Raw genomic sequence first — 17,787 nt, 5'->3', positions numbered from 1 at the left:
GAGGTCAGTAGTTAGTTACTTATTAATTGTGATTGATATATTTTCTCTCCCTGCACCATCTTGGTGATAAGGTTGTTGAATATGGTTGCCTTGCTCTGTGATCGGTTGATCCGAAAACAGAATTCATTGAAGTACCTGTTCAGATTATCATCGCTCACCCAGGAATAGGTTGTCCTTATCCAAGATTTCACTTGGTGGATCATTGTGTGGAGTGCTTTAAAGTTCAGCCCCTTGTTGCTTTCTATCTGGGTGATGTCATATGCTTTGGCTATGGGCCTGTAGCCCCTCCACTTATCGGTTGTTACCTGCGCTTCCCGACTGATGTGGTTCACAAAGATGTATTGTAGGGACCGTGCGGAGAAATCATCGATCTTCATTGCATACATTCTCTTTACCTTGCCATCCTGGGTAAGCTGTACGGCTGTCACGGCCTTCTTTTTCTTGCCGTCATAGCTCCTTCCCGTTTTGCCTTCGTCCCTTCCGCCAAGGACAAACTCGTCAACGTGTACTTCTCCGTCCATGGGATCGTTGCCGCTGGAGGTCATCGCTTCCCTGACCTTGTGCATAAAAAGCCTGGCGGTCTTTTCCGTAACACCGTAGCGAACCGACATATAACTTGCCGATAGGCTCTTGGTGGTGGTTGCCATCTCGAAACAGATGAAAAACGCTTTTCTGACACCGAACTTGACCTTATGGAAAAGTGTATCGGCGGTAGCGGATTCGATATGGCCACAGATATTGCACTGTCTGCCGAAGTCCTTGCGGATTTGACAGGCGGTATGGTTGCAACGAGTACATTTATAAGCACTTTTAGCCTTTATCGAAGCTAAGTATTCCTTGCAATCATCATCGGTTTTGAACCGATCAGAGAACTCTAGAAGATTTTGACCCTTGAAAACATCCATAATATTATATCTTTACTATAAATAAAGATACGTATTTAAATACTGACCTCTAAAAAAGAAAATGTAGAGGTCAGTAGTTAGTTACTTATTAATTGTGATTGATATATTTTCTCTCCCTGCACCATCTTGGTGATAAGGTTGTTGAATATGGTTGCCTTGCTCTGTGATCGGTTGATCCGAAAACAGAATTCATTGAAGTACCTGTTCAGATTATCATCGCTCACCCAGGAATAGGTTGTCCTTATCCAAGATTTCACTTGGTGGATCATTGTGTGGAGTGCTTTAAAGTTCAGCCCCTTGTTGCTTTCTATCTGGGTGATGTCATATGCTTTGGCTATGGGCCTGTAGCCCCTCCACTTATCGGTTGTTACCTGCGCTTCCCGACTGATGTGGTTCACAAAGATGTATTGTAGGGACCGTGCGGAGAAATCATCGATCTTCATTGCATACATTCTCTTTACCTTGCCATCCTGGGTAAGCTGTACGGCTGTCACGGCCTTCTTTTTCTTGCCGTCATAGCTCCTTCCCGTTTTGCCTTCGTCCCTTCCGCCAAGGACAAACTCGTCAACGTGTACTTCTCCGTCCATGGGATCGTTGCCGCTGGAGGTCATCGCTTCCCTGACCTTGTGCATAAAAAGCCTGGCGGTCTTTTCCGTAACACCGTAGCGAACCGACATATAACTTGCCGATAGGCTCTTGGTGGTGGTTGCCATCTCGAAACAGATGAAAAACGCTTTTCTGACACCGAACTTGACCTTATGGAAAAGTGTATCGGCGGTAGCGGATTCGATATGGCCACAGATATTGCACTGTCTGCCGAAGTCCTTGCGGATTTGACAGGCGGTATGGTTGCAACGAGTACATTTATAAGCACTTTTAGCCTTTATCGAAGCTAAGTATTCCTTGCAATCATCATCGGTTTTGAACCGATCAGAGAACTCTAGAAGATTTTGACCCTTGAAAACATCCATAATATTATATCTTTACTATAAATAAAGATACGTATTTAAATACTGACCTCTAAGAAAATGAAAGAGAAGGGATTCGAGGAATCTGAAATACAGTACTATTTAAAAAAATCGGATGAAATTTTCTTAAATCAATTAATTCGAAGTAATAAGACATCCAAGCCGAAAGGAAAACTCAGTAAAGGCATAAAAACGATAGTAATGGTCCTTAGTCTTATATTATTAACTAGTGTATTCCTTGGTTATGCAAGGATAGGATTAATCGGACTATTTATTATATGGAGCTTAGTGGGCTTTAGTTCATTTAGATAAGGATACTAGGTATTTTGAAAACGAAAAAAGGGTTAACAAAACCTCTTAGGAGAGCCTTCCTCCAGATCTCTAAAGTTTAAATGTTATTTTTATTGGGCATAAATGAAAGTTCAAATAAACGATGAGCAATAAATTCGATGATCAGGTTCAAAGGAATTTGATGGGAAAACAATTGGAAAAAGAAGACAACGTATTAGAAGCTATGTCTCTTTACGAAGCGAACATCTCGGAGGCTTTTGAAGGTAGTTTTCCTTATCGAAGATTGGCCATTTTATATCGTAAAAGAAAATTGTTGTCTGAAGAGGTGCGGGTTCTAGAGAAAGCCATTACTGTTTTTAATTCTTTAATTTCATCAGGCAGAACCGATATTAAACCGAAATTAAATGAGTTCCAAGAAAGGTTAAATAAGGTAAATTATAAAATATCAAAGTTCAAATAAACGATATGATCTCAAACTATATTCACTGGGATCCTGACCCCGAGATTATAAATGTCTTCGGGATTTCGATTAGATACTATGGATTGCTCTTTGTAAGTGGATTGATTCTAAGTGTCTATATTTTAGGTTGGATTTATAAGAGAGAGAACCTCCCATCAGAGAATCTGGAAAAGTTAACAATTTATAGCGCAATTGGGATATTAGCGGGTGCACGATTAGGACATTGTTTGTTTTATGAACCTTCCTACTACCTGTCACATCCGATAGAAATGATTTTACCGATTACCTTTCCTACTGATGGAGGAGTTGAATTCATAGGTTATCAGGGATTGGCAAGTCATGGTGGTGCATTGGGATTATTGATTGCGTTATATCTCTACTCTCGAAAGACCAAACACTCAATGATCGATACGATTGATCTGATAGCAGTTGTAGCAGCTCTAGCTAGTGGGTTCATTAGACTCGCAAATTTCATGAATTCAGAAATTATCGGGATGCCCACAACTAAACCATGGGGGATAATTTTCGAGCGAGTTGACAGTATTCCACGACATCCAGCACAATTATACGAGGCAATTTCTTATTTTTTGATATTTGCACTGATGATTTTGCTATACAAGACGCAGAGAGAAAAACTTAAAAACGGCTTTTTCTTTGGATTGGTACTCGTTCTAATATTTACGGCTAGATTTATTATTGAATTTGTTAAGGAAAATCAAGTAGGATTTGAAGATGGAATGACTTTTAATATGGGACAACTCTTGAGTCTACCTTACATTTTTGTTGGGATTGGATTTGTAATATATGGACTTTGGAGAACTAAAATGCTCAGGGCACAACAAGGTATCCTCTGAAAACCTTTAATCCAGTTCACTAAAGTTCAAAAAAACGATTGATAAATCAACAATATTTGAGGTACTCACAGAACAGAAACATAGTGACATATTACTATATTCGTACGTTAGTAAACATTTATGCTCAAAAAAGTAATTCGTACAATTTTTGTTTTTTCGTCTATTGGATTGACTATATCCATTGTTGTCCATGTACTGACAATTTTTGGAGTTATCGTTCAGGATTATTTTAGTGGCGTCTGGTTACTGCAAGCTTTTGGAATTGGAATAACTGGTATCACGATAATATTGTCTAGAACTCACGAATACCAAGCCAAAAAAACTACCGATGAAAAAACTTTAGGTTCCTGGGATACAATATTTGATGGAATTCCTAAATCATATATCGGTTTGCTCATATTTTCTGCAGTATATGCTTTTTTCAATATTATAATTTCTTTGAATTATTTTGAAGGTAGTGCGAGTTTGGAGAACGGACAGTATGTTTTAACCGACCACGGGAGAATTATTCGTGCATTGACCAAATCCGAGTACAATTCCTATCGAATTAGTGATTTAAGGACTTTTAGTAGTGGTTGGGTCGCGCTATACGGACTAGCTTTCTTAATGTCAAATCCTTTGGCTCGATTTTGGAATAAATACTGAGTATTTTCTAATATTACGAATTGACTTGTTAAGAAGTTTATACAGAAGGACAACCTATTCGAACTCAATTCTTGGGTTGGTAGACTACTTAATCAAGTGGATTAAGAATAAAGAACGCTTACTATTAACTAAGCGTTTGTATGCTAACCTTGAAACCGAACTGTTCAAAAGTAGAATTCATTAACTTTAAATTCAGGTAAGCAATGGATTATGGATAGGTTAGGACACCATGTCGGTGAACCAGATCAAAATTAAAAGTTCAAATAAAGGATACAAATAAGCTGTAGCGAATTTAAATAGGATTCTTGTATGAAAAAATTTCTATTTGTGACCTTAATGATGTCTTGCTTGTGTTCATGTGCACAGACGCATAACATTACAGGCAAATATGAAACAAAAGGTGGGTCGGTTCGATATTTACTAAAATTATACCCAAATGGCGCTTTCCATTTCGATTCATATCATGAATTTAAACTGGGCTTGCCCGCTGAGCCCAGTATTAGTGGGAGAGGAACCTGGAGGGCTGAGAATGACATTATCTATTTCGGAACAAACCCAAATACGGATATAGACCACAATAGCACGTTAAACTTCAATGACACGAAGGCAAAATTTATAAATGCTTCTTCTGATAATATATCTAATGAAAAACCAATCGCAAAGCTGGAATTCTTTGAGTCAGGTATTTTCTGGATTAATGGAATTGAATTGAAAAAAAGAAACTAATAATGCACTACAACAAAGATGCTGAGCTAAAACCAAAGTTCAAATAAACGATCGATTATTTTTTGCTCCTGCTCAAAGTTTTCATTGGTCTGAAAAACAGAAACTACGTATTCTTCACTAGCTGCGATATTGGTAAAAGAGCTAATGATGTTTGAAAAAAATTGGTGGTTTATGTTAGGAACGATAACGGCAATGGTTTTTTTCTTTTCTCCCCGTAATTCAAGGGCTGCCACATTGGTATTATAGCCATGGTGCTTGGCATATTCCTGAACTGTATTTCGCAGGTTGCTTCTTTTACCCATTCATCACCGCGTAAGGCCCTTGAGACCGTTGAATGATGTATGTTTTTGCTATATCTTTTATCGTAATTCTTTCTGACATCCCCTTAATAATACACACGTGTGCAATATTAAGGTAATTTCTTGTTCCAAAAAATATATGGGGTTTTAATTCTGGAAATTTTTGATGTAACTGAACGAATATCAGGGAACTACGTTGAACGGATTGACTGTTGGCTAATGGTATCTAGGCCAATCCCAAGTTTACTTGGGGTCTTTTTGTTTTAATAAGGCCTTCGTTTTATAGGGCTCAACTGTTTACTCATATTTCGGATTTGGAAGCCCATATTTTTTGGTAAGATGGGGTTTTACCCGGCGCTTCCCATTGGCCAACGTAGAACAGTACAGCATCGGTGCTCTAAAAACCACTTTATTAGCGTTCTAAGCCTTTAGTTTTTGTAACAGTTCGTCCTTTCTTCTTACCGCAACTTCTATTTTGGTTTTATCCGACAAGGTTATGTGTCCTCCTTTTCCTTTTGTGTAGGTTTCTATGTAGTCTAAGTTCACCAGGTGCGATTTATGGACTCTAAAAAACATATTGTCATCTAGAATTTCCTCAAAATACTTGATGGTTTTAGATGCGGTTAGTTTTTTGTTCTGCAAGGTATGTATATGGGTGTAGTTTGCATCCGATTGAAACCTGATGATCTCTTTGGTATCCAACATTGTAAAACCTTCCACCGTGGGAATGGCAATTCTTTTGGAAGTGGCGTTACTCTCTTTAAAATTATGAAATAGGATATCTATTTTTTGTGATGTTTCTTTCAGGTTTTTTTGTTGCCGTAACTTTTGAAGGGCATGGTCAAGTTCCGTATTATCTATAGGTTTTAAAAGATAGTCCAAGGCAGAAAACTTAAAGGCCTTTAACGCATATTTATCATAAGAGGTAGTGAAAATTACTTCGAAATCTATATTGTCCAATTGTGAAAGAAGGTCAAAACCAGTCGCATTTCCCAGTTGTACATCCAAAAACAGAATATCCGGGGCAATTTTGGCAATTTCTTTTTTTGCTTCATCAATTGTTTTACAATAAGCTATCATTTGTATATCGTGCGCACTGGATCGTAACAACCTCTCTAGGCGATCGATGCAGTGTTGCTCATCATCAACTATTATTGCTTTTAACATGCTGCTTTTTAAAATTGGAGTTCTAAGGGGAGTGTTATTTCAACGCGGACCCCTTCCGGTTTATCCATCAAATTAACGGTTCCTTTTTTGTTTTTTATATGGCTCAGAATATCAATTCGGCTTTTTGTGATCTTGATACCAAAAGATCCATTCGATTTTTTCTCCCTCATATTCTTTTTGGGTTGTCCTACTCCATTGTCATCCACCACATATTTTAGCATATCGCCTTCTTTTTCAATTTTAATGTCTATATGGCCATCTCCGTTTTTAGGGGCGATACCGTGCCAAATACTATTTTCGATAAAGGGCTGTAAAATTAATGGGGGCACCAGCGTGTTGTTGGGCTCAATATCTTGATCGATCGTAATTTGATGGTGCAATTTGTTTTCTAGACGTATGGCTTCTAACTGCATATATAGTTCCATCAGTTCAAGATCCTCGTTTAAAGTGATCGATTTTTTTTCTGAGTTTTCTAGAATTGCCCGTGTAAGCCTGGAGAATTTGATCAAGTAGTCATCTGCCTGTTGGATATCGTTTTTAGAAATAAAATCACTGATGGAATTGAGCGAGTTAAAAATAAAATGGGGGTTCATTTGCGAGCGAAGGGCCTTAAGTTCCGTCTCCGATACCTTGGCATTGAATTCGGCGATTTTCTTTTTTTCCAGCCCATCCCGCCTACGCTTGTAAATATAATAACCGAAGATGGCCAGCAGCACTAATAAAATGGCCCCGATCAAATAGATGTTTTTTACCAGTTCCTGCCGTTTGATCTCTTCGTTGGCCACCGCTTGCTGGCGCTCCATCTGAAACTGCATTTCCTTACGGGTCAATTCCGATTTCTTTTCTTCATTTAGTACGCTGTCCCTTAATTGTATATGTTCTTTGTAGGCATTCAACGCCTCTGTCATTTTACCATTTTGTTCATAAACCTTACTCAATACCTCCCAAGAATCAGCTTCCCACTCCATGGCCCCGATTGCTTTGGAAAGGGAAAGTGCTTTACTCGCATTTGTTTCGGCAACGGTATAGTTTTTCAACAATACGTTTATTTTTCCAATACTGTTCAGAGCGGATGCCTCAATGTATTTATTACCTATTTTTCGAGCCATTGCCAAAGCTTCTTGATAGTGGAAAAGGGCCTTTTGGTACTCCCCCAAATTTTTATACGCCAAGGCCAAATTGTTGGTAATGGCCGCGATGAACAAATCGTTTTCCTCGTCTTTGGCCAATGTTAGGGCCTTATTCAAGTAAGATATGCCCTCATCAAAATTTTCAGTATCGTTGTAGATAATGGCGATATTGGAAAGTGCTTTAATTTCTTCCGACCGGTTGCCCATTGCCTGTGAGGTTTCTAAATAGGCACGGTAATTCTCTAGGGCCCGGTCGTATTCCTTTAAATCCGCATGTATATTCCCAAGATTGCTTAAAACGCTGGATTCTAGCTGTTTATTTGGTGTTTTTCTGCTAAGCACCAAAGCCTTTTGATAGGCCTCCAAAGCATTTAAATTATCCGCTGCAACATAATATAAATTCCCCTTTTGGCGTTGGGCCAAGGCCTCACCTTTGATCCATCTATTTTTTTTTGAAATAGCAATGGCCTCTTCTATGAATGCAAACCCCTCATTTGGTTCGGAATAGGTCATTTCACTCGCTAACTCAATAAGCAGGCCTGCCCTTATGGTATCTTTTAAGGTGTGAGTTTGTATCTCGTTCTTTAGGGAGTCTAATTTGTTTTGCTGGGAAGTACCAAAAAAATGTACCAGACAGATAAGTAAAAAACAATACTTTTTATTAGTTGGTCGGGGCATATTATAAGGTTGGTTATTTTCAAATTTAAACTTTTTGTTCAATTAATCCGCTGTTATGCCCGTGTTTACGAATATCTGAATAATTACCACGGTAAAATGGCAAACCAATACGTAGAATAATTGGTTATGGTGCAAACCGGTTGTAATTGATAGTTTAGGTATAATTAAACCGCATAATTAAGTAACCGCATGAAGAAGAATATTAAAAATTTACTGTACTGTTTAACCTTCTTTCTCATTTTTGGTTGTGGCTCGGATGATGGAGTTGATCAAGAAAATGCGGGTGATAACCAGGTTTCTGGAACCATAACATTGTCTGGAGTGGAGACATCGGAATTGGGAACCTCGTTAACCGTTGGAAATATTGAGGTTGCAAATACTTCCCTTACAGGAACGGATAAGTCCGTTATACTCTTGTCCCAGAATATTTCCGTGGTCGATAATGAACTTGTTTATGACGATTACCAAAACGGATTTGTCCTCGTAGCTGCTGATTTTTCTACTGGAGGTTCGGCGGATATCGACAAAAGTATTTCCATGACCATCGTAAAAGATGGAGAAGAGTACAGCCATGCTTGTTCTTCTCCCTATCTAAACTTTTTTACTGTATGCGGTGATGGATTCGGAATTGATTTTGATGCCAAGAGCGTCACTTTTGATGGTACTACGGTAATCAACACCGAAGATGACACCATTTTGACCATGGACGGAACCATCACTTGGGATTAAAAATTATAAAGGGAATAGTTATGGTAAGGTCATGTTTATTCATTGTTTTATGTTTTTTGGGAGTACTGGTTAGCAACGCCCAGTCTACAGTTGATAAGGAAACCGTTATGCTTCAGGCACCTTCCGATAAGTTTGTTTCCATTACATTACAGGCACATAAGGGTTTGCCACGTTTTGGGGTTCCGAATATGTATCGGGAGCAAACTGGTGGGCAAAGACAGGGAATGCGGACCGTTAGACCAGTTCGTGGGGGCAAAAATCCTGTGAGTAATGATAAAAACAAGATTGTAACTAGGGGCAAAAATAATTTCTCCCTTTTGGTCGGCTTAAAATATTTACGGCCGTTTATGGAGGATCTGGATAGGAAGGGGTTAACTACAATAACCTCCAATATGTCCGAAAAAGAATCTAATTCCGCTTTCTTACAGCGATTTTTACGGAGCCAGGTGGCACCTAATCTGTGCTTGGCAGATGAATGTAAGAATGCCGGCCAGGGAAAAAATGAATTTGAAAGACTTCGTAATTATACATCCTTTGTAGATAACTGTTTAGGTCCACTTTTAGATTGGAGCAAAAATATAATGGAGGGCGATGAACTGGTCGGCTACCACGTTTCTATGCTGAACATAGGCAATAATTATGATTTTGATAAAAAGGGATATACAGTATACCATTCTATAATACTCAACAATATTTTTACTAGAAAGCAGGGTATCTTAAACCAAGTGGTGTTCAATCCTGTAAAACAATTCGAGGAGGCACTTCAAAACTCGATAGATAGGAACAAGAACATAAAATTTTTACTTCACATAGATGAACAAACGGCAGAACGATTTCAAAAAGAGGGCATAAGACGCTTGTATGTGGTAAAAAAGATAAAGGTACAACGGTCAAACAAGCCAATGGGGTCACCGTCTGAGACCATAGAATTTAATTATTCGCACGAAAGTACCGATTTGGAAATCTATACGGACGAGGCACTGACACAACACTTTAAAACATTGTCTCTGGCAGACCTAACCAATTAAATTTATGAAAAAGTTCCTCATTATTCTAATACTACCAGTAGTACATTTTTCGGTTTGGGGGCAAGGGGTAGAAAAAGTTTTTGATGCTCCTTCTTCAAGTTTTATAGACCTGTCGCTACAGACCCACAATGGCAAACTACGGTTTGGCCTCCAAGATGGGTATTACATAAAATCGGATGGTAGCTATGTAAAGGCCAACGAAGCGTCCTATTTTGAAATGGATAAAAGATTCAGCCATAACAATGCCAGTAGGCATGCCTTTACCGAACTTTTAAAGATGCGGTTCAAAGAAGATATGTTCGCTGCAATGGATAAAGATTATTTCACCGTACGTACACCGAACATGTACGACAAGGAACAGAAATCCTACACCGCACAGCAACATATACTTGCTCTGGCGAATGCCCTTTGCACCACCCAACAGGCAATCCAATTTTTCTGTAATCCAAAAGAAGAGGATTGTACCAAGGTGTTCCCAGAAGAGGGGTATTACAATGAACCTCGAAATATAAGGTACTGGGGCGGAAGGGGAGCTTCGGAGTTTCAAAAGTTGAGGGCATACACCTCGTTTGTAAAAGAAAAGTTTCCGTTGGTACAAGAATGGGCGAAAACCTTATATCCAGAAAATAAAATAAGCGGTTATTACGTGGCCAAAACAAATTTGGGCACCTACGATTTTAAAGAGGGCGGCTACTGGTTACGTACCGGAGAGTATAGTAACAACGGCTTTTTGTTGAGGTGGTTCGGCCTTCAGCCCAGTAATTCTTCGGAAAGAAAATTAATGCATCCCAACGGTTCATCCATCCTCTTAAAAATGTCTCCTGAAAAAGCGGAGGCCTTTTCGGAAAACCATCAGTACCTGTTTTTAGTTTTTGACGTCACGGGGCAGCTGAACGGACTGGAAAACTATAGGGCAGACCAGCTAAAGACCACCTTTACCCTGAACAGTCCGGTTATTGAAATTTATACCGATGATGCGCTTACCAATAGGGTGGTGGAAATTGATATAAACACCATGGTATCTAAAACCAGATAATAGACAATGATGAAAATTAAAAATATAAAAGCACGTTTTGTACTACTTTTTGCCATAATTGGTTTCTTGGCACCAAGTGCCGTACATGCCCAGTTTTTAAAAAAATTGAAAAAGAATGTAGAGGACAGGGTAGTGGAGGTCGCCGGTGAAAAATCGGACCAACTTTTAAACGGCGAGACGGAAACCACCGCAAATTCCGATGTAAAAACAGGGGTAGAGACCAAAACAACACCAACGGGAACACAGGTCAAAAAGGTAGACCCAAGTCTTCAAGACCAAGAGGTTTTAAGGTTCAAGGCGCCTTCCAAAGATTTTAGGGATATTGTAATACAGTCCTATAACGGCCTGCCAAGATATGGTGAACTCAATTTTCAAACAGGAACAAATGCCTTGATCACCAATAAGGCCTATAAAGCCCTTTTAGAGTTGAAATTTTTAGAGGATACTTTTAAGGATATGGACTGGTCTAAATTGACGAAACAAAAAAACACATCAGAAGACCTTGCCAAAAAGAATTCAGAATTTGCCCAGAATCACTTAAGGATTCTTGCAGGTGAAACGCTATCCGACGAAAAATTGAAAGAATATTTTTGTGATTCGGAAGCATCATCATCTTGTGATTTTCAAAATCGGGCAGGGGAGAGGGTGTTTGTTTCGTATTGGGGAGGTACCTCTAAAAATGAATTTGCCCAGAACCGCAGTTATACCACGTTTGTAAAGGAATATTTCGATATCCTTAAAACCTGGGGCCAATCGTTTTATAAAAATGATAGCGAGGTCGCCTATTATGTGGCAAAGGGTTTGGTGGCCGAAAAATACGATTTTAAAGAAAAGGGGTATTGGATAGGAAATCTATTTTCCAACGGAGGTGACTTCATGCTACACCAGTCCAATTTTATACCCTACACCGAGAACGAAAAAGCAATAAGGCACCAACGCAAAAAAATATTCCTGCCCATAGATGCCGATAAGGCAAAGACCTACAAGTTAATTGCTAGGTCACCGGTATATGTAGTGTTCAAGGTGCTTGTAAACCCCAAGCCCAACAATACAACCTCTGTAAATTGGGAATTTGAACTGGAGAGTCCGATCCTTGAAATTTATAAGGATGTGACACTTACGGACAAAATGGGAGAGGTAGATATTAATAGTACAAATCTTAAAAACTGACAGATGGGAAGCAGTCGTACAATTATGGTGGTAATGGGAATGTTGTTTTTTATAATGGCACCCCCAGCCAATGCCCAGTTTTTTAAAAAGCTAAAACAGCAAGCCGAGGCAAAGCTTATAGATAAGACCGATAAAGAGGTAGACGATATCTTATCAGGAAACAAGGGTACAACAAAGAAAGAGGAGGAATCAAAAGAATTGGGAACCGTCAAAAGCGATGATAACAAAGCGGTACCACCTACTTCAGTAAAGCAATCCACAACCACTATTAACGAATCGGATTATTTGGTGTATAAATCGCCAGATCCAGCGTTTCACGATGTTTACGTTCAAAAATCTAAGGGGCTGCCAAGATTTGGTTCCTGTGATTTTTATACCAAGCCCGACAATCCTAAAATGCCCGTGTCTACTCCCGAGGTCAATGAGATAAGAAGTAAAATGAAAATAGGCTATAATGCTTTTTTACTGTTGGCACGAATGCATACGCTAAAGGGTCATTTTAAGGTAATGGACAGAACGGCTCTCACCCCTCTTAGTAAACCCTTGGTAGAAGAAGCGGTAAAATCGAATATGGCCCAAGGGTACCTAATGAATTTTGCATTTTTATTGGGTACGGATGCCTTGAAAAAGGAATATTTTATGAATGATCGCAACGGTACCGGTAATGCCCCCATTGTATCCAAATGGGGAGGGGAATATGCCGATGATTTTACCGAGAATGAAAAATATGTGGCGTTTGTAGAAAAGTATTTAGATAAAATACTACAATGGACCCAAACATTTTTTGAGGACGCTACCGAAGATTTTCAATTTGTTGTTCCGTTGGAGTTCAAAGGGTCCTATGATTTTGATAAAAACGGATTTTGGGTGCAACTGCCTACCAAAAGGAGGTCTAGTTATAGTATGGATTTTGGAAGTACGAGGGATAATTATTTTTTTGAGTTTTTCCCCAAGACACCTTACGGGCAACAAATCTTTAATAAAACACAACAGGTAGAACATATAAATGCCGAGGTGCTCTTTAAAATAGATCCGGCCGCGGCCGAGGCTTTGATAAACGATAAAACAAAGAACCCGCAGATGGTGGTAAAAGTAAGAGTAGTCTATGAAGGTTTCCGACCCGAGAATCCCACGATTTATGCTCCAAAATACACCTATCATTTACTGGACCCTATTATGGAACTGTATTCCCATGCTGGGCTGACTTCAAAAATTGGGGAAATAAATCTCGAAAACTTGACTTATAAGGGGACTGATTAATTTTTTACTGCGAATAGAACCACATCATCTTATATAGGTACTTCCATTTTTTCGCGTAGTGATTTCCTCCAATTAAAACGGACAGTTTAAAAGTGGAATTGATTAACTTTTGGTCTTGATGGACAAAAGATAAGTTAGGACAATATCTTGGCAAGCCAGAATGGAATTAAAAGCTCAAATAAAGGATGATATCAAGAATGGCAGTAGGGTATTTACTGACTAGGGCGATTTTTGATAAGCCCAGTTAGAATAAAAACAATAACACTTAGGGCAAAAATTATGGCTGCAGTGGCGATATAGGATATAAGTGGATTCATAATGTTACATGTTTTTTGATTAAAAGACAATTGCTCTTGCAAGGACGTGATTCTTATATTGATGTTAATCTAGTAATTGATCATGTATTTGAGGTATACAATTGTGTGAAGTGCTGTTCTTATTGTATAAAATGTAAGAAGATCAATTTTTTCAGATATACCGGTTCGTCTGAAATTGATATATTTTAAGAAAGCAAAGTTGAAATAAAGGGTGATTGAAGAGCTACTTAATTTGATAGTAGAGTGTATTAAAGGGAATACGGGGTTAGGTATAATTCTTTCGATTCTTATAATATTCTTTTTTGTAGGATTTTTAATTTGTTAAAAGTTCAATAATACGATGGGCAGCAAAACACCTTGCCAAAGCCCCATAGAAAATTTATATAATCTAAAAAAAATCAAATTGTTATGGAAAAGAGCCGAAGTAAATTTGGTCGATTTATATCTAAACCGAACAACTTACAATTTTTATGGATATTTGTGATCGTACTATTTTTTGTTGTCGTGGGTATTTTTATGCTCTTAAAGTCCAGTTAGAAGATGATCTTAGAAATTGCAATGTTAGAAGTGAAACCTGGTATGGAGGAACAATTTGAAGTTGATTTCAAAATTGCGAATACTTATATTTCTGCCATTAACGGATATGTAAAGCATAGTTTGCAAAAATGTATCGAACAAAAAAATAAATATTCTTTATTGGTCGAATGGGATACATTGGAAAATCACATAGTTGATTTCAGGCAGTCCTCAGAATATCTTAAGTGGAAAAAACTATTACATCATTATTATGATCCTTTTCCTACTGTTGAACATTTTGAAAAAGTTTTTGAAAGTAAAAAAAGTGATACAATTGAATGAAAGCAAAAGTTTAAATAAAGGATTGAAAAACCAATATTAATATGGCCAACCTAAGAGAAAAATCAAAAAAACAACAAAAATTCGAAGCTGAAAGAGCAGATTGTACAGAACGTGAAATACAGATGGAAATTCTATATTCTAACTGGTTGATCCAAGCTGCAACCGAGAAAACTCGTGCAAATACTTCAACAATAGTTTGGATAATAGTAATTGGAATCATATTAAGTATTATGGCCGCTATTCTGCCCACAATATAAAGTTCAAATAAACGATCAATGAAAAACACCTTTTTCATACTATTTCTTTTGTATTTCTTAACGGGATGCAGCGACCAGAAATTAACTCATCAAGAGACAGTTACTAAATATTACAATGCCAGAGATGCAGCTAACTACAATGAGCTAAAAACACTAATAAACGATAGCATTACGATTATTGCAGGGGATTACGTCATGCCTTATTCCCATGATAGTTTTTATGAACAATTTAAATGGGATTCCATATTTAGACCGTCTTATAAAATAGTTGAATTAGAAGAAAAAAATAATCAGATTATTGCCTCTGTTGCTTTAAATTCTGTTCGTAATGAATTTTTAAAAAACAACGCCATGACATGCCAGTACAAAATCTCTTTTAATTACGGAAAAATTTCAAAAATTGAAGAATTGGAATGTAAAAGTGCCGATTGGAATATTTGGCAAAAAGAGAGAGATTCTTTGGTGAGTTGGATTAAAAAAAATCATCCTGAACTAGATGGTTTTATCAATGATATGACAATGAATGGCGCAATGAATTATCTAAAGGCGATTGAATTATATGAAACGGATAAAAACGCTCTGTAATAAAGTTTAAATAAAGGATTAGTTATATAGGAAATATTCAATGTTTAAATTCTTACGTTAGCTGCTATAAAAACAAAAGGATGCGAAAATTCTTAAAAATTATCGGATGGACATTATTAACCTTCCTGATCTTGGGATTTGGAATTGGAATCTATTTCTATCAAACCGACCCGATGATTAAAGCGATGGTGAAAAATGATGAATCCAAACTTTACTATTTCCCACTGAAAGAAATGGGAGATATGGACGAGTTGGTTTATTCAGAAAATATTCTACCTGTAGATGATTCTATTAAGATCCATACATACCAATTCAAACCGGCCACTGGGCCTAAAGGAAATATTTTTCTAATCCATGGTGCGGGTGGAAATGTCAGTACATATAAAAGTCTAATAAAACCGTTGGTCGACAACGGATTTGAAGTTTATGCTTTAGACTGGAGAGGTTATGGAAAATCCACTGGTGTTCCGAACTACAAGGGAGTTATGAAAGATACCGAAGTGGCTTTTAAGGACTTTCTGAAAAGGAACGCTGCCGACAGTCTAAAAACAATAGTTTACGGAATGTCATTAGGCGGACCTATGGCAATTAAAATAACAAAGGATAACCAAACCAAGGTAAATGCCTTGGTTCTCGATGGAACGGTCGAATCAGCACAAAGTTTGGCCATGGACTATGCGCCTGCGGACTTTTTGAGAAACAAAATAAAACAAACTCCTGAAAGATTCAATCAGGATTATGTTGGAGTGAGGGATATTGCCGAGATTAAAAATATTCCAAAACTAATAATCCATAGCAGAAAGGATAGAGACGTTCCGTTCAAGCGTGGAAAAAACGTATTTGAAGCTGCCAAGGAACCGAAGGAATTTTGGGAAACGGAAACCGAACATATTATGACCTTAAAGGAATTATCCGACGATGCTATCAAAAAGATCAATACATTAATTCAGTAGCGACTATTGTGTCCTATGAAAAGCACTAAGTGAATTTCTCAAAGTTTAAATAAACGATGAAAATTATGACTATGAATAGAGAATTATCAGCAATCTTAACCAGCGTAGCATTAATTTTATTCCTAATAGTTTCTATATGGCTTTTTAGATATTTTAAAACTAAAAAGAAAGCTAAAGCAGGTGATGCAAAGGACCGTTCTTTTGAAAAATAGACAGATAAATGTTTACATCTAGCAAAAGTTCAAATAAACGATGAATAAAAACACCATAGAGATTATTGATTTTACTTTGTCCGGGAATAGCAAAAGTCCTACTGCCGTAATTGATTTTATCAGTAACCTGTTCGTTTATCTGATACACGAGAGCAGTCTTGAGAAAACTCAAAAGAAGACCTTCCTAAAAGTAACAGAAGAAAAAAACTTGCCCATGGTGGAAATGGCCAAGCAGTTCGCTTTTCATTTGATAAATAATTTTTCGGATGAAACAAGACATGAGCTTTCCGCCATTCAAACTAAAGAAATAGGGTTTGAAAACATGCTGGATAATGATGAGCTTGTTGATTTTGTGGAAATGGAAATGGTTGACCCCACAACAACATACCGAAAGTGGGAATTCGGAAAATTTGCCATCCAACATTTTATCCATGAAATTAGTAGTGCGGAATTTGAGAAAATAAAAGGGAACAACGATATTGCAACTAAAGAGTTTGTAGAATCATTTGCTTCAAACCTAGATACCCAAGCCACTAAACTGGACGACCATGAGAAGCTGTTCTTAATTGTGGCAATAAGGCATAAGTTGTCCGAAAACAAACTGAATATAGCTACTTATGATTTAATGGGAAGTTTCGTGCATCGCAACCTTTTAGGAATGTCCCTACGTATGGATATCCTGAAAAATTCGTTCAGAGAATCCCTCTCCCTAACCATAAAGAACCAAAACCGAAAAGGCCCCAAGCGATAATGAATGCCAAAAAGTTGCTTACATACTTGGATCAGCTCGAAAGGGAGCCCAATCTTAAGGTCAATGGGAACACCTACACCTTGGAACAGGTCAAATTGGCCAAAAAGATAACTTCCGATATAGAAATTGAACTTGGTGTAAAACCTTCAAAGCCAAAACTATCAAGAAGGCGAGCATTTATAGTCATTTTGGAGGAGTTGTATTATGATGTTCCGGAATACCCTGAGAACCTATCTTTGGATGCCATTCACAGAAGGGCCGTCCAACGCTTTGAGTTCGCCCAACGCACCTTAAACGGACTGGTAACCCCTAAAGAAATCCATCCAAAAGATGCCTGTCGGTCTTTCGAGGACAACGGTAGTAAAAAAATGAATTATAGACGGGCGCTCTCCTATCTAGTAAATTTTAGATCCCTTTTTTTTCAGGTTGCCCCAGCAGCAGAAACCCTGAAAGAAAAATATCAAGAAGTATTGCTTTGTTCCTAAAAAGTGGTGTACACTACTTTATG

21 protein-coding genes are annotated in these 17,787 nt (G+C 37.9%); 16 read left to right on the top strand and 5 right to left on the bottom strand.

What is annotated here, in order from left to right:
* Positions 1-11: 11 nt before the first annotated feature.
* Positions 12-905 carry an IS1595 family transposase gene (locus HPE63_RS14670; RefSeq protein WP_026809533.1) on the bottom strand — a complete coding sequence of 298 codons (894 nt, stop codon included), beginning with the start codon at positions 903-905 and terminating at the stop codon, positions 12-14.
* Between the two features lie 77 nt (positions 906-982).
* Positions 983-1,876 (bottom strand): IS1595 family transposase, encoded by an 894-nt coding sequence (locus HPE63_RS14665; protein WP_026809533.1) that lies wholly within the window; start codon positions 1,874-1,876, stop codon positions 983-985.
* Positions 1,877-2,306: 430 nt separating this feature from the next.
* Here HPE63_RS14665 and HPE63_RS14660 point away from each other — a divergent pair, with 430 nt between their 5' ends.
* The 4 genes from HPE63_RS14660 (at position 2,307) to HPE63_RS14645 (ending at position 4,849) form a co-directional block, all read left to right on the top strand.
* A complete protein-coding gene (locus HPE63_RS14660; RefSeq protein ID WP_188315040.1) occupies positions 2,307-2,624 on the top strand; it encodes a hypothetical protein in 318 nt (105 codons plus the stop codon).
* A 5-nt stretch (positions 2,625-2,629) separates the two neighbouring features.
* Positions 2,630-3,478, top strand: coding sequence for a prolipoprotein diacylglyceryl transferase (gene lgt, locus HPE63_RS14655; RefSeq protein ID WP_223198181.1), 849 nt, complete (start codon positions 2,630-2,632; stop codon positions 3,476-3,478).
* Positions 3,479-3,598: 120 nt separating this feature from the next.
* The gene (locus tag HPE63_RS14650) at positions 3,599-4,123 is read left to right on the top strand and encodes a hypothetical protein (protein WP_188315039.1); all 525 of its coding nucleotides are present in this window, start codon (positions 3,599-3,601) and stop codon (positions 4,121-4,123) included.
* A 309-nt stretch (positions 4,124-4,432) separates the two neighbouring features.
* Positions 4,433-4,849, top strand: coding sequence for a hypothetical protein (locus HPE63_RS14645; protein WP_188315038.1), 417 nt, complete (start codon positions 4,433-4,435; stop codon positions 4,847-4,849).
* A gap of 26 nt (positions 4,850-4,875) precedes the next feature.
* On the opposite strand, the gene HPE63_RS14640 is transcribed toward HPE63_RS14645, so the two are convergent.
* The 3 genes from HPE63_RS14640 to HPE63_RS14630 all read right to left on the bottom strand — a co-directional run bounded on the left by HPE63_RS14640 (position 4,876) and on the right by HPE63_RS14630 (position 8,123).
* Positions 4,876-5,151 (bottom strand): LacI family DNA-binding transcriptional regulator, encoded by a 276-nt coding sequence (locus HPE63_RS14640; RefSeq protein WP_188315037.1) that lies wholly within the window; start codon positions 5,149-5,151, stop codon positions 4,876-4,878.
* Positions 5,152-5,568: 417 nt separating this feature from the next.
* Entirely contained in the window at positions 5,569-6,315 is a 747-nt protein-coding gene (locus tag HPE63_RS14635) for a LytR/AlgR family response regulator transcription factor (protein WP_188315036.1), read from the bottom strand.
* Between the two features lie 8 nt (positions 6,316-6,323).
* On the bottom strand, positions 6,324-8,123 hold the full coding sequence (locus tag HPE63_RS14630; RefSeq protein WP_188315035.1) for a tetratricopeptide repeat protein: 1,800 nt from the start codon (positions 8,121-8,123) through the stop codon (positions 6,324-6,326).
* Between the two features lie 189 nt (positions 8,124-8,312).
* Here HPE63_RS14630 and HPE63_RS14625 point away from each other — a divergent pair, with 189 nt between their 5' ends.
* The 12 genes from HPE63_RS14625 (at position 8,313) to HPE63_RS14570 (ending at position 17,764) form a co-directional block, all read left to right on the top strand.
* The gene (locus HPE63_RS14625; RefSeq protein WP_188315034.1) at positions 8,313-8,852 is read left to right on the top strand and encodes a hypothetical protein; all 540 of its coding nucleotides are present in this window, start codon (positions 8,313-8,315) and stop codon (positions 8,850-8,852) included.
* Positions 8,853-8,872: 20 nt separating this feature from the next.
* Positions 8,873-9,880 (top strand): hypothetical protein, encoded by a 1,008-nt coding sequence (locus tag HPE63_RS14620; RefSeq protein WP_188315033.1) that lies wholly within the window; start codon positions 8,873-8,875, stop codon positions 9,878-9,880.
* A 4-nt stretch (positions 9,881-9,884) separates the two neighbouring features.
* Positions 9,885-10,916, top strand: coding sequence for a hypothetical protein (locus HPE63_RS14615; protein WP_188315032.1), 1,032 nt, complete (start codon positions 9,885-9,887; stop codon positions 10,914-10,916).
* A gap of 6 nt (positions 10,917-10,922) precedes the next feature.
* Positions 10,923-12,086, top strand: coding sequence for a hypothetical protein (locus tag HPE63_RS14610; RefSeq protein ID WP_188315031.1), 1,164 nt, complete (start codon positions 10,923-10,925; stop codon positions 12,084-12,086).
* 3 nt (positions 12,087-12,089) lie between these two features.
* Positions 12,090-13,346, top strand: a complete 1,257-nt coding sequence (locus HPE63_RS14605; protein ID WP_188315030.1) for a hypothetical protein — start codon at positions 12,090-12,092, stop codon at positions 13,344-13,346.
* Positions 13,347-14,203: 857 nt separating this feature from the next.
* Positions 14,204-14,521 carry an antibiotic biosynthesis monooxygenase family protein gene (locus tag HPE63_RS14600; RefSeq protein WP_188315029.1) on the top strand — a complete coding sequence of 106 codons (318 nt, stop codon included), beginning with the start codon at positions 14,204-14,206 and terminating at the stop codon, positions 14,519-14,521.
* A 41-nt stretch (positions 14,522-14,562) separates the two neighbouring features.
* A complete protein-coding gene (locus HPE63_RS14595; protein WP_188315028.1) occupies positions 14,563-14,778 on the top strand; it encodes a hypothetical protein in 216 nt (71 codons plus the stop codon).
* 18 nt (positions 14,779-14,796) lie between these two features.
* Positions 14,797-15,363, top strand: coding sequence for a hypothetical protein (locus tag HPE63_RS14590; protein WP_188315027.1), 567 nt, complete (start codon positions 14,797-14,799; stop codon positions 15,361-15,363).
* A gap of 80 nt (positions 15,364-15,443) precedes the next feature.
* Positions 15,444-16,316 carry an alpha/beta hydrolase gene (locus tag HPE63_RS14585; protein ID WP_188315026.1) on the top strand — a complete coding sequence of 291 codons (873 nt, stop codon included), beginning with the start codon at positions 15,444-15,446 and terminating at the stop codon, positions 16,314-16,316.
* A gap of 71 nt (positions 16,317-16,387) precedes the next feature.
* Positions 16,388-16,528, top strand: a complete 141-nt coding sequence (locus HPE63_RS14580; RefSeq protein ID WP_188315025.1) for a hypothetical protein — start codon at positions 16,388-16,390, stop codon at positions 16,526-16,528.
* Between the two features lie 40 nt (positions 16,529-16,568).
* On the top strand, positions 16,569-17,279 hold the full coding sequence (locus tag HPE63_RS14575; protein WP_188315024.1) for a hypothetical protein: 711 nt from the start codon (positions 16,569-16,571) through the stop codon (positions 17,277-17,279).
* Positions 17,279-17,764: a hypothetical protein gene (locus HPE63_RS14570; protein ID WP_188315023.1), complete on the top strand. Its 486-nt coding sequence runs from the start codon at positions 17,279-17,281 to the stop codon at positions 17,762-17,764. Before HPE63_RS14575 ends, HPE63_RS14570 begins: the two co-directional genes overlap by 1 nt.
* Positions 17,765-17,787 lie beyond the last annotated feature (23 nt).

It is taken from the genome of Maribacter arenosus, from assembly GCF_014610845.1.
GTDB classification, from domain to species: domain Bacteria; phylum Bacteroidota; class Bacteroidia; order Flavobacteriales; family Flavobacteriaceae; genus Maribacter_A; species Maribacter_A arenosus.
Note: the sequence above shows the minus strand (reverse complement) of the source record. Positions and strands in the feature narration are given on the sequence as shown.

Bases quoted from the DNA above. Each gene is read 5' to 3' on its own strand.
- HPE63_RS14670 (WP_026809533.1), bottom strand. From the start codon at position 905: ATGGATGTTTTCAAGGGTCAAAATCTTCTAGAGTTCTCTGATCGGTTC.
- HPE63_RS14665 (WP_026809533.1), bottom strand. From the start codon at position 1,876: ATGGATGTTTTCAAGGGTCAAAATCTTCTAGAGTTCTCTGATCGGTTC.
- HPE63_RS14660 (WP_188315040.1), top strand. From the start codon at position 2,307: ATGAGCAATAAATTCGATGATCAGGTTCAAAGGAATTTGATGGGAAAA.
- lgt (WP_223198181.1), top strand. From the start codon at position 2,630: ATGATCTCAAACTATATTCACTGGGATCCTGACCCCGAGATTATAAAT.
- HPE63_RS14650 (WP_188315039.1), top strand. From the start codon at position 3,599: ATGCTCAAAAAAGTAATTCGTACAATTTTTGTTTTTTCGTCTATTGGA.
- HPE63_RS14645 (WP_188315038.1), top strand. From the start codon at position 4,433: ATGAAAAAATTTCTATTTGTGACCTTAATGATGTCTTGCTTGTGTTCA.
- HPE63_RS14640 (WP_188315037.1), bottom strand. From the start codon at position 5,151: ATGGGTAAAAGAAGCAACCTGCGAAATACAGTTCAGGAATATGCCAAG.
- HPE63_RS14635 (WP_188315036.1), bottom strand. From the start codon at position 6,315: ATGTTAAAAGCAATAATAGTTGATGATGAGCAACACTGCATCGATCGC.
- HPE63_RS14630 (WP_188315035.1), bottom strand. From the start codon at position 8,123: ATGCCCCGACCAACTAATAAAAAGTATTGTTTTTTACTTATCTGTCTG.
- HPE63_RS14625 (WP_188315034.1), top strand. From the start codon at position 8,313: ATGAAGAAGAATATTAAAAATTTACTGTACTGTTTAACCTTCTTTCTC.
- HPE63_RS14620 (WP_188315033.1), top strand. From the start codon at position 8,873: ATGGTAAGGTCATGTTTATTCATTGTTTTATGTTTTTTGGGAGTACTG.
- HPE63_RS14615 (WP_188315032.1), top strand. From the start codon at position 9,885: ATGAAAAAGTTCCTCATTATTCTAATACTACCAGTAGTACATTTTTCG.
- HPE63_RS14610 (WP_188315031.1), top strand. From the start codon at position 10,923: ATGATGAAAATTAAAAATATAAAAGCACGTTTTGTACTACTTTTTGCC.
- HPE63_RS14605 (WP_188315030.1), top strand. From the start codon at position 12,090: ATGGGAAGCAGTCGTACAATTATGGTGGTAATGGGAATGTTGTTTTTT.
- HPE63_RS14600 (WP_188315029.1), top strand. From the start codon at position 14,204: ATGATCTTAGAAATTGCAATGTTAGAAGTGAAACCTGGTATGGAGGAA.
- HPE63_RS14595 (WP_188315028.1), top strand. From the start codon at position 14,563: ATGGCCAACCTAAGAGAAAAATCAAAAAAACAACAAAAATTCGAAGCT.
- HPE63_RS14590 (WP_188315027.1), top strand. From the start codon at position 14,797: ATGAAAAACACCTTTTTCATACTATTTCTTTTGTATTTCTTAACGGGA.
- HPE63_RS14585 (WP_188315026.1), top strand. From the start codon at position 15,444: ATGCGAAAATTCTTAAAAATTATCGGATGGACATTATTAACCTTCCTG.
- HPE63_RS14580 (WP_188315025.1), top strand. From the start codon at position 16,388: ATGAATAGAGAATTATCAGCAATCTTAACCAGCGTAGCATTAATTTTA.
- HPE63_RS14575 (WP_188315024.1), top strand. From the start codon at position 16,569: ATGAATAAAAACACCATAGAGATTATTGATTTTACTTTGTCCGGGAAT.
- HPE63_RS14570 (WP_188315023.1), top strand. From the start codon at position 17,279: ATGAATGCCAAAAAGTTGCTTACATACTTGGATCAGCTCGAAAGGGAG.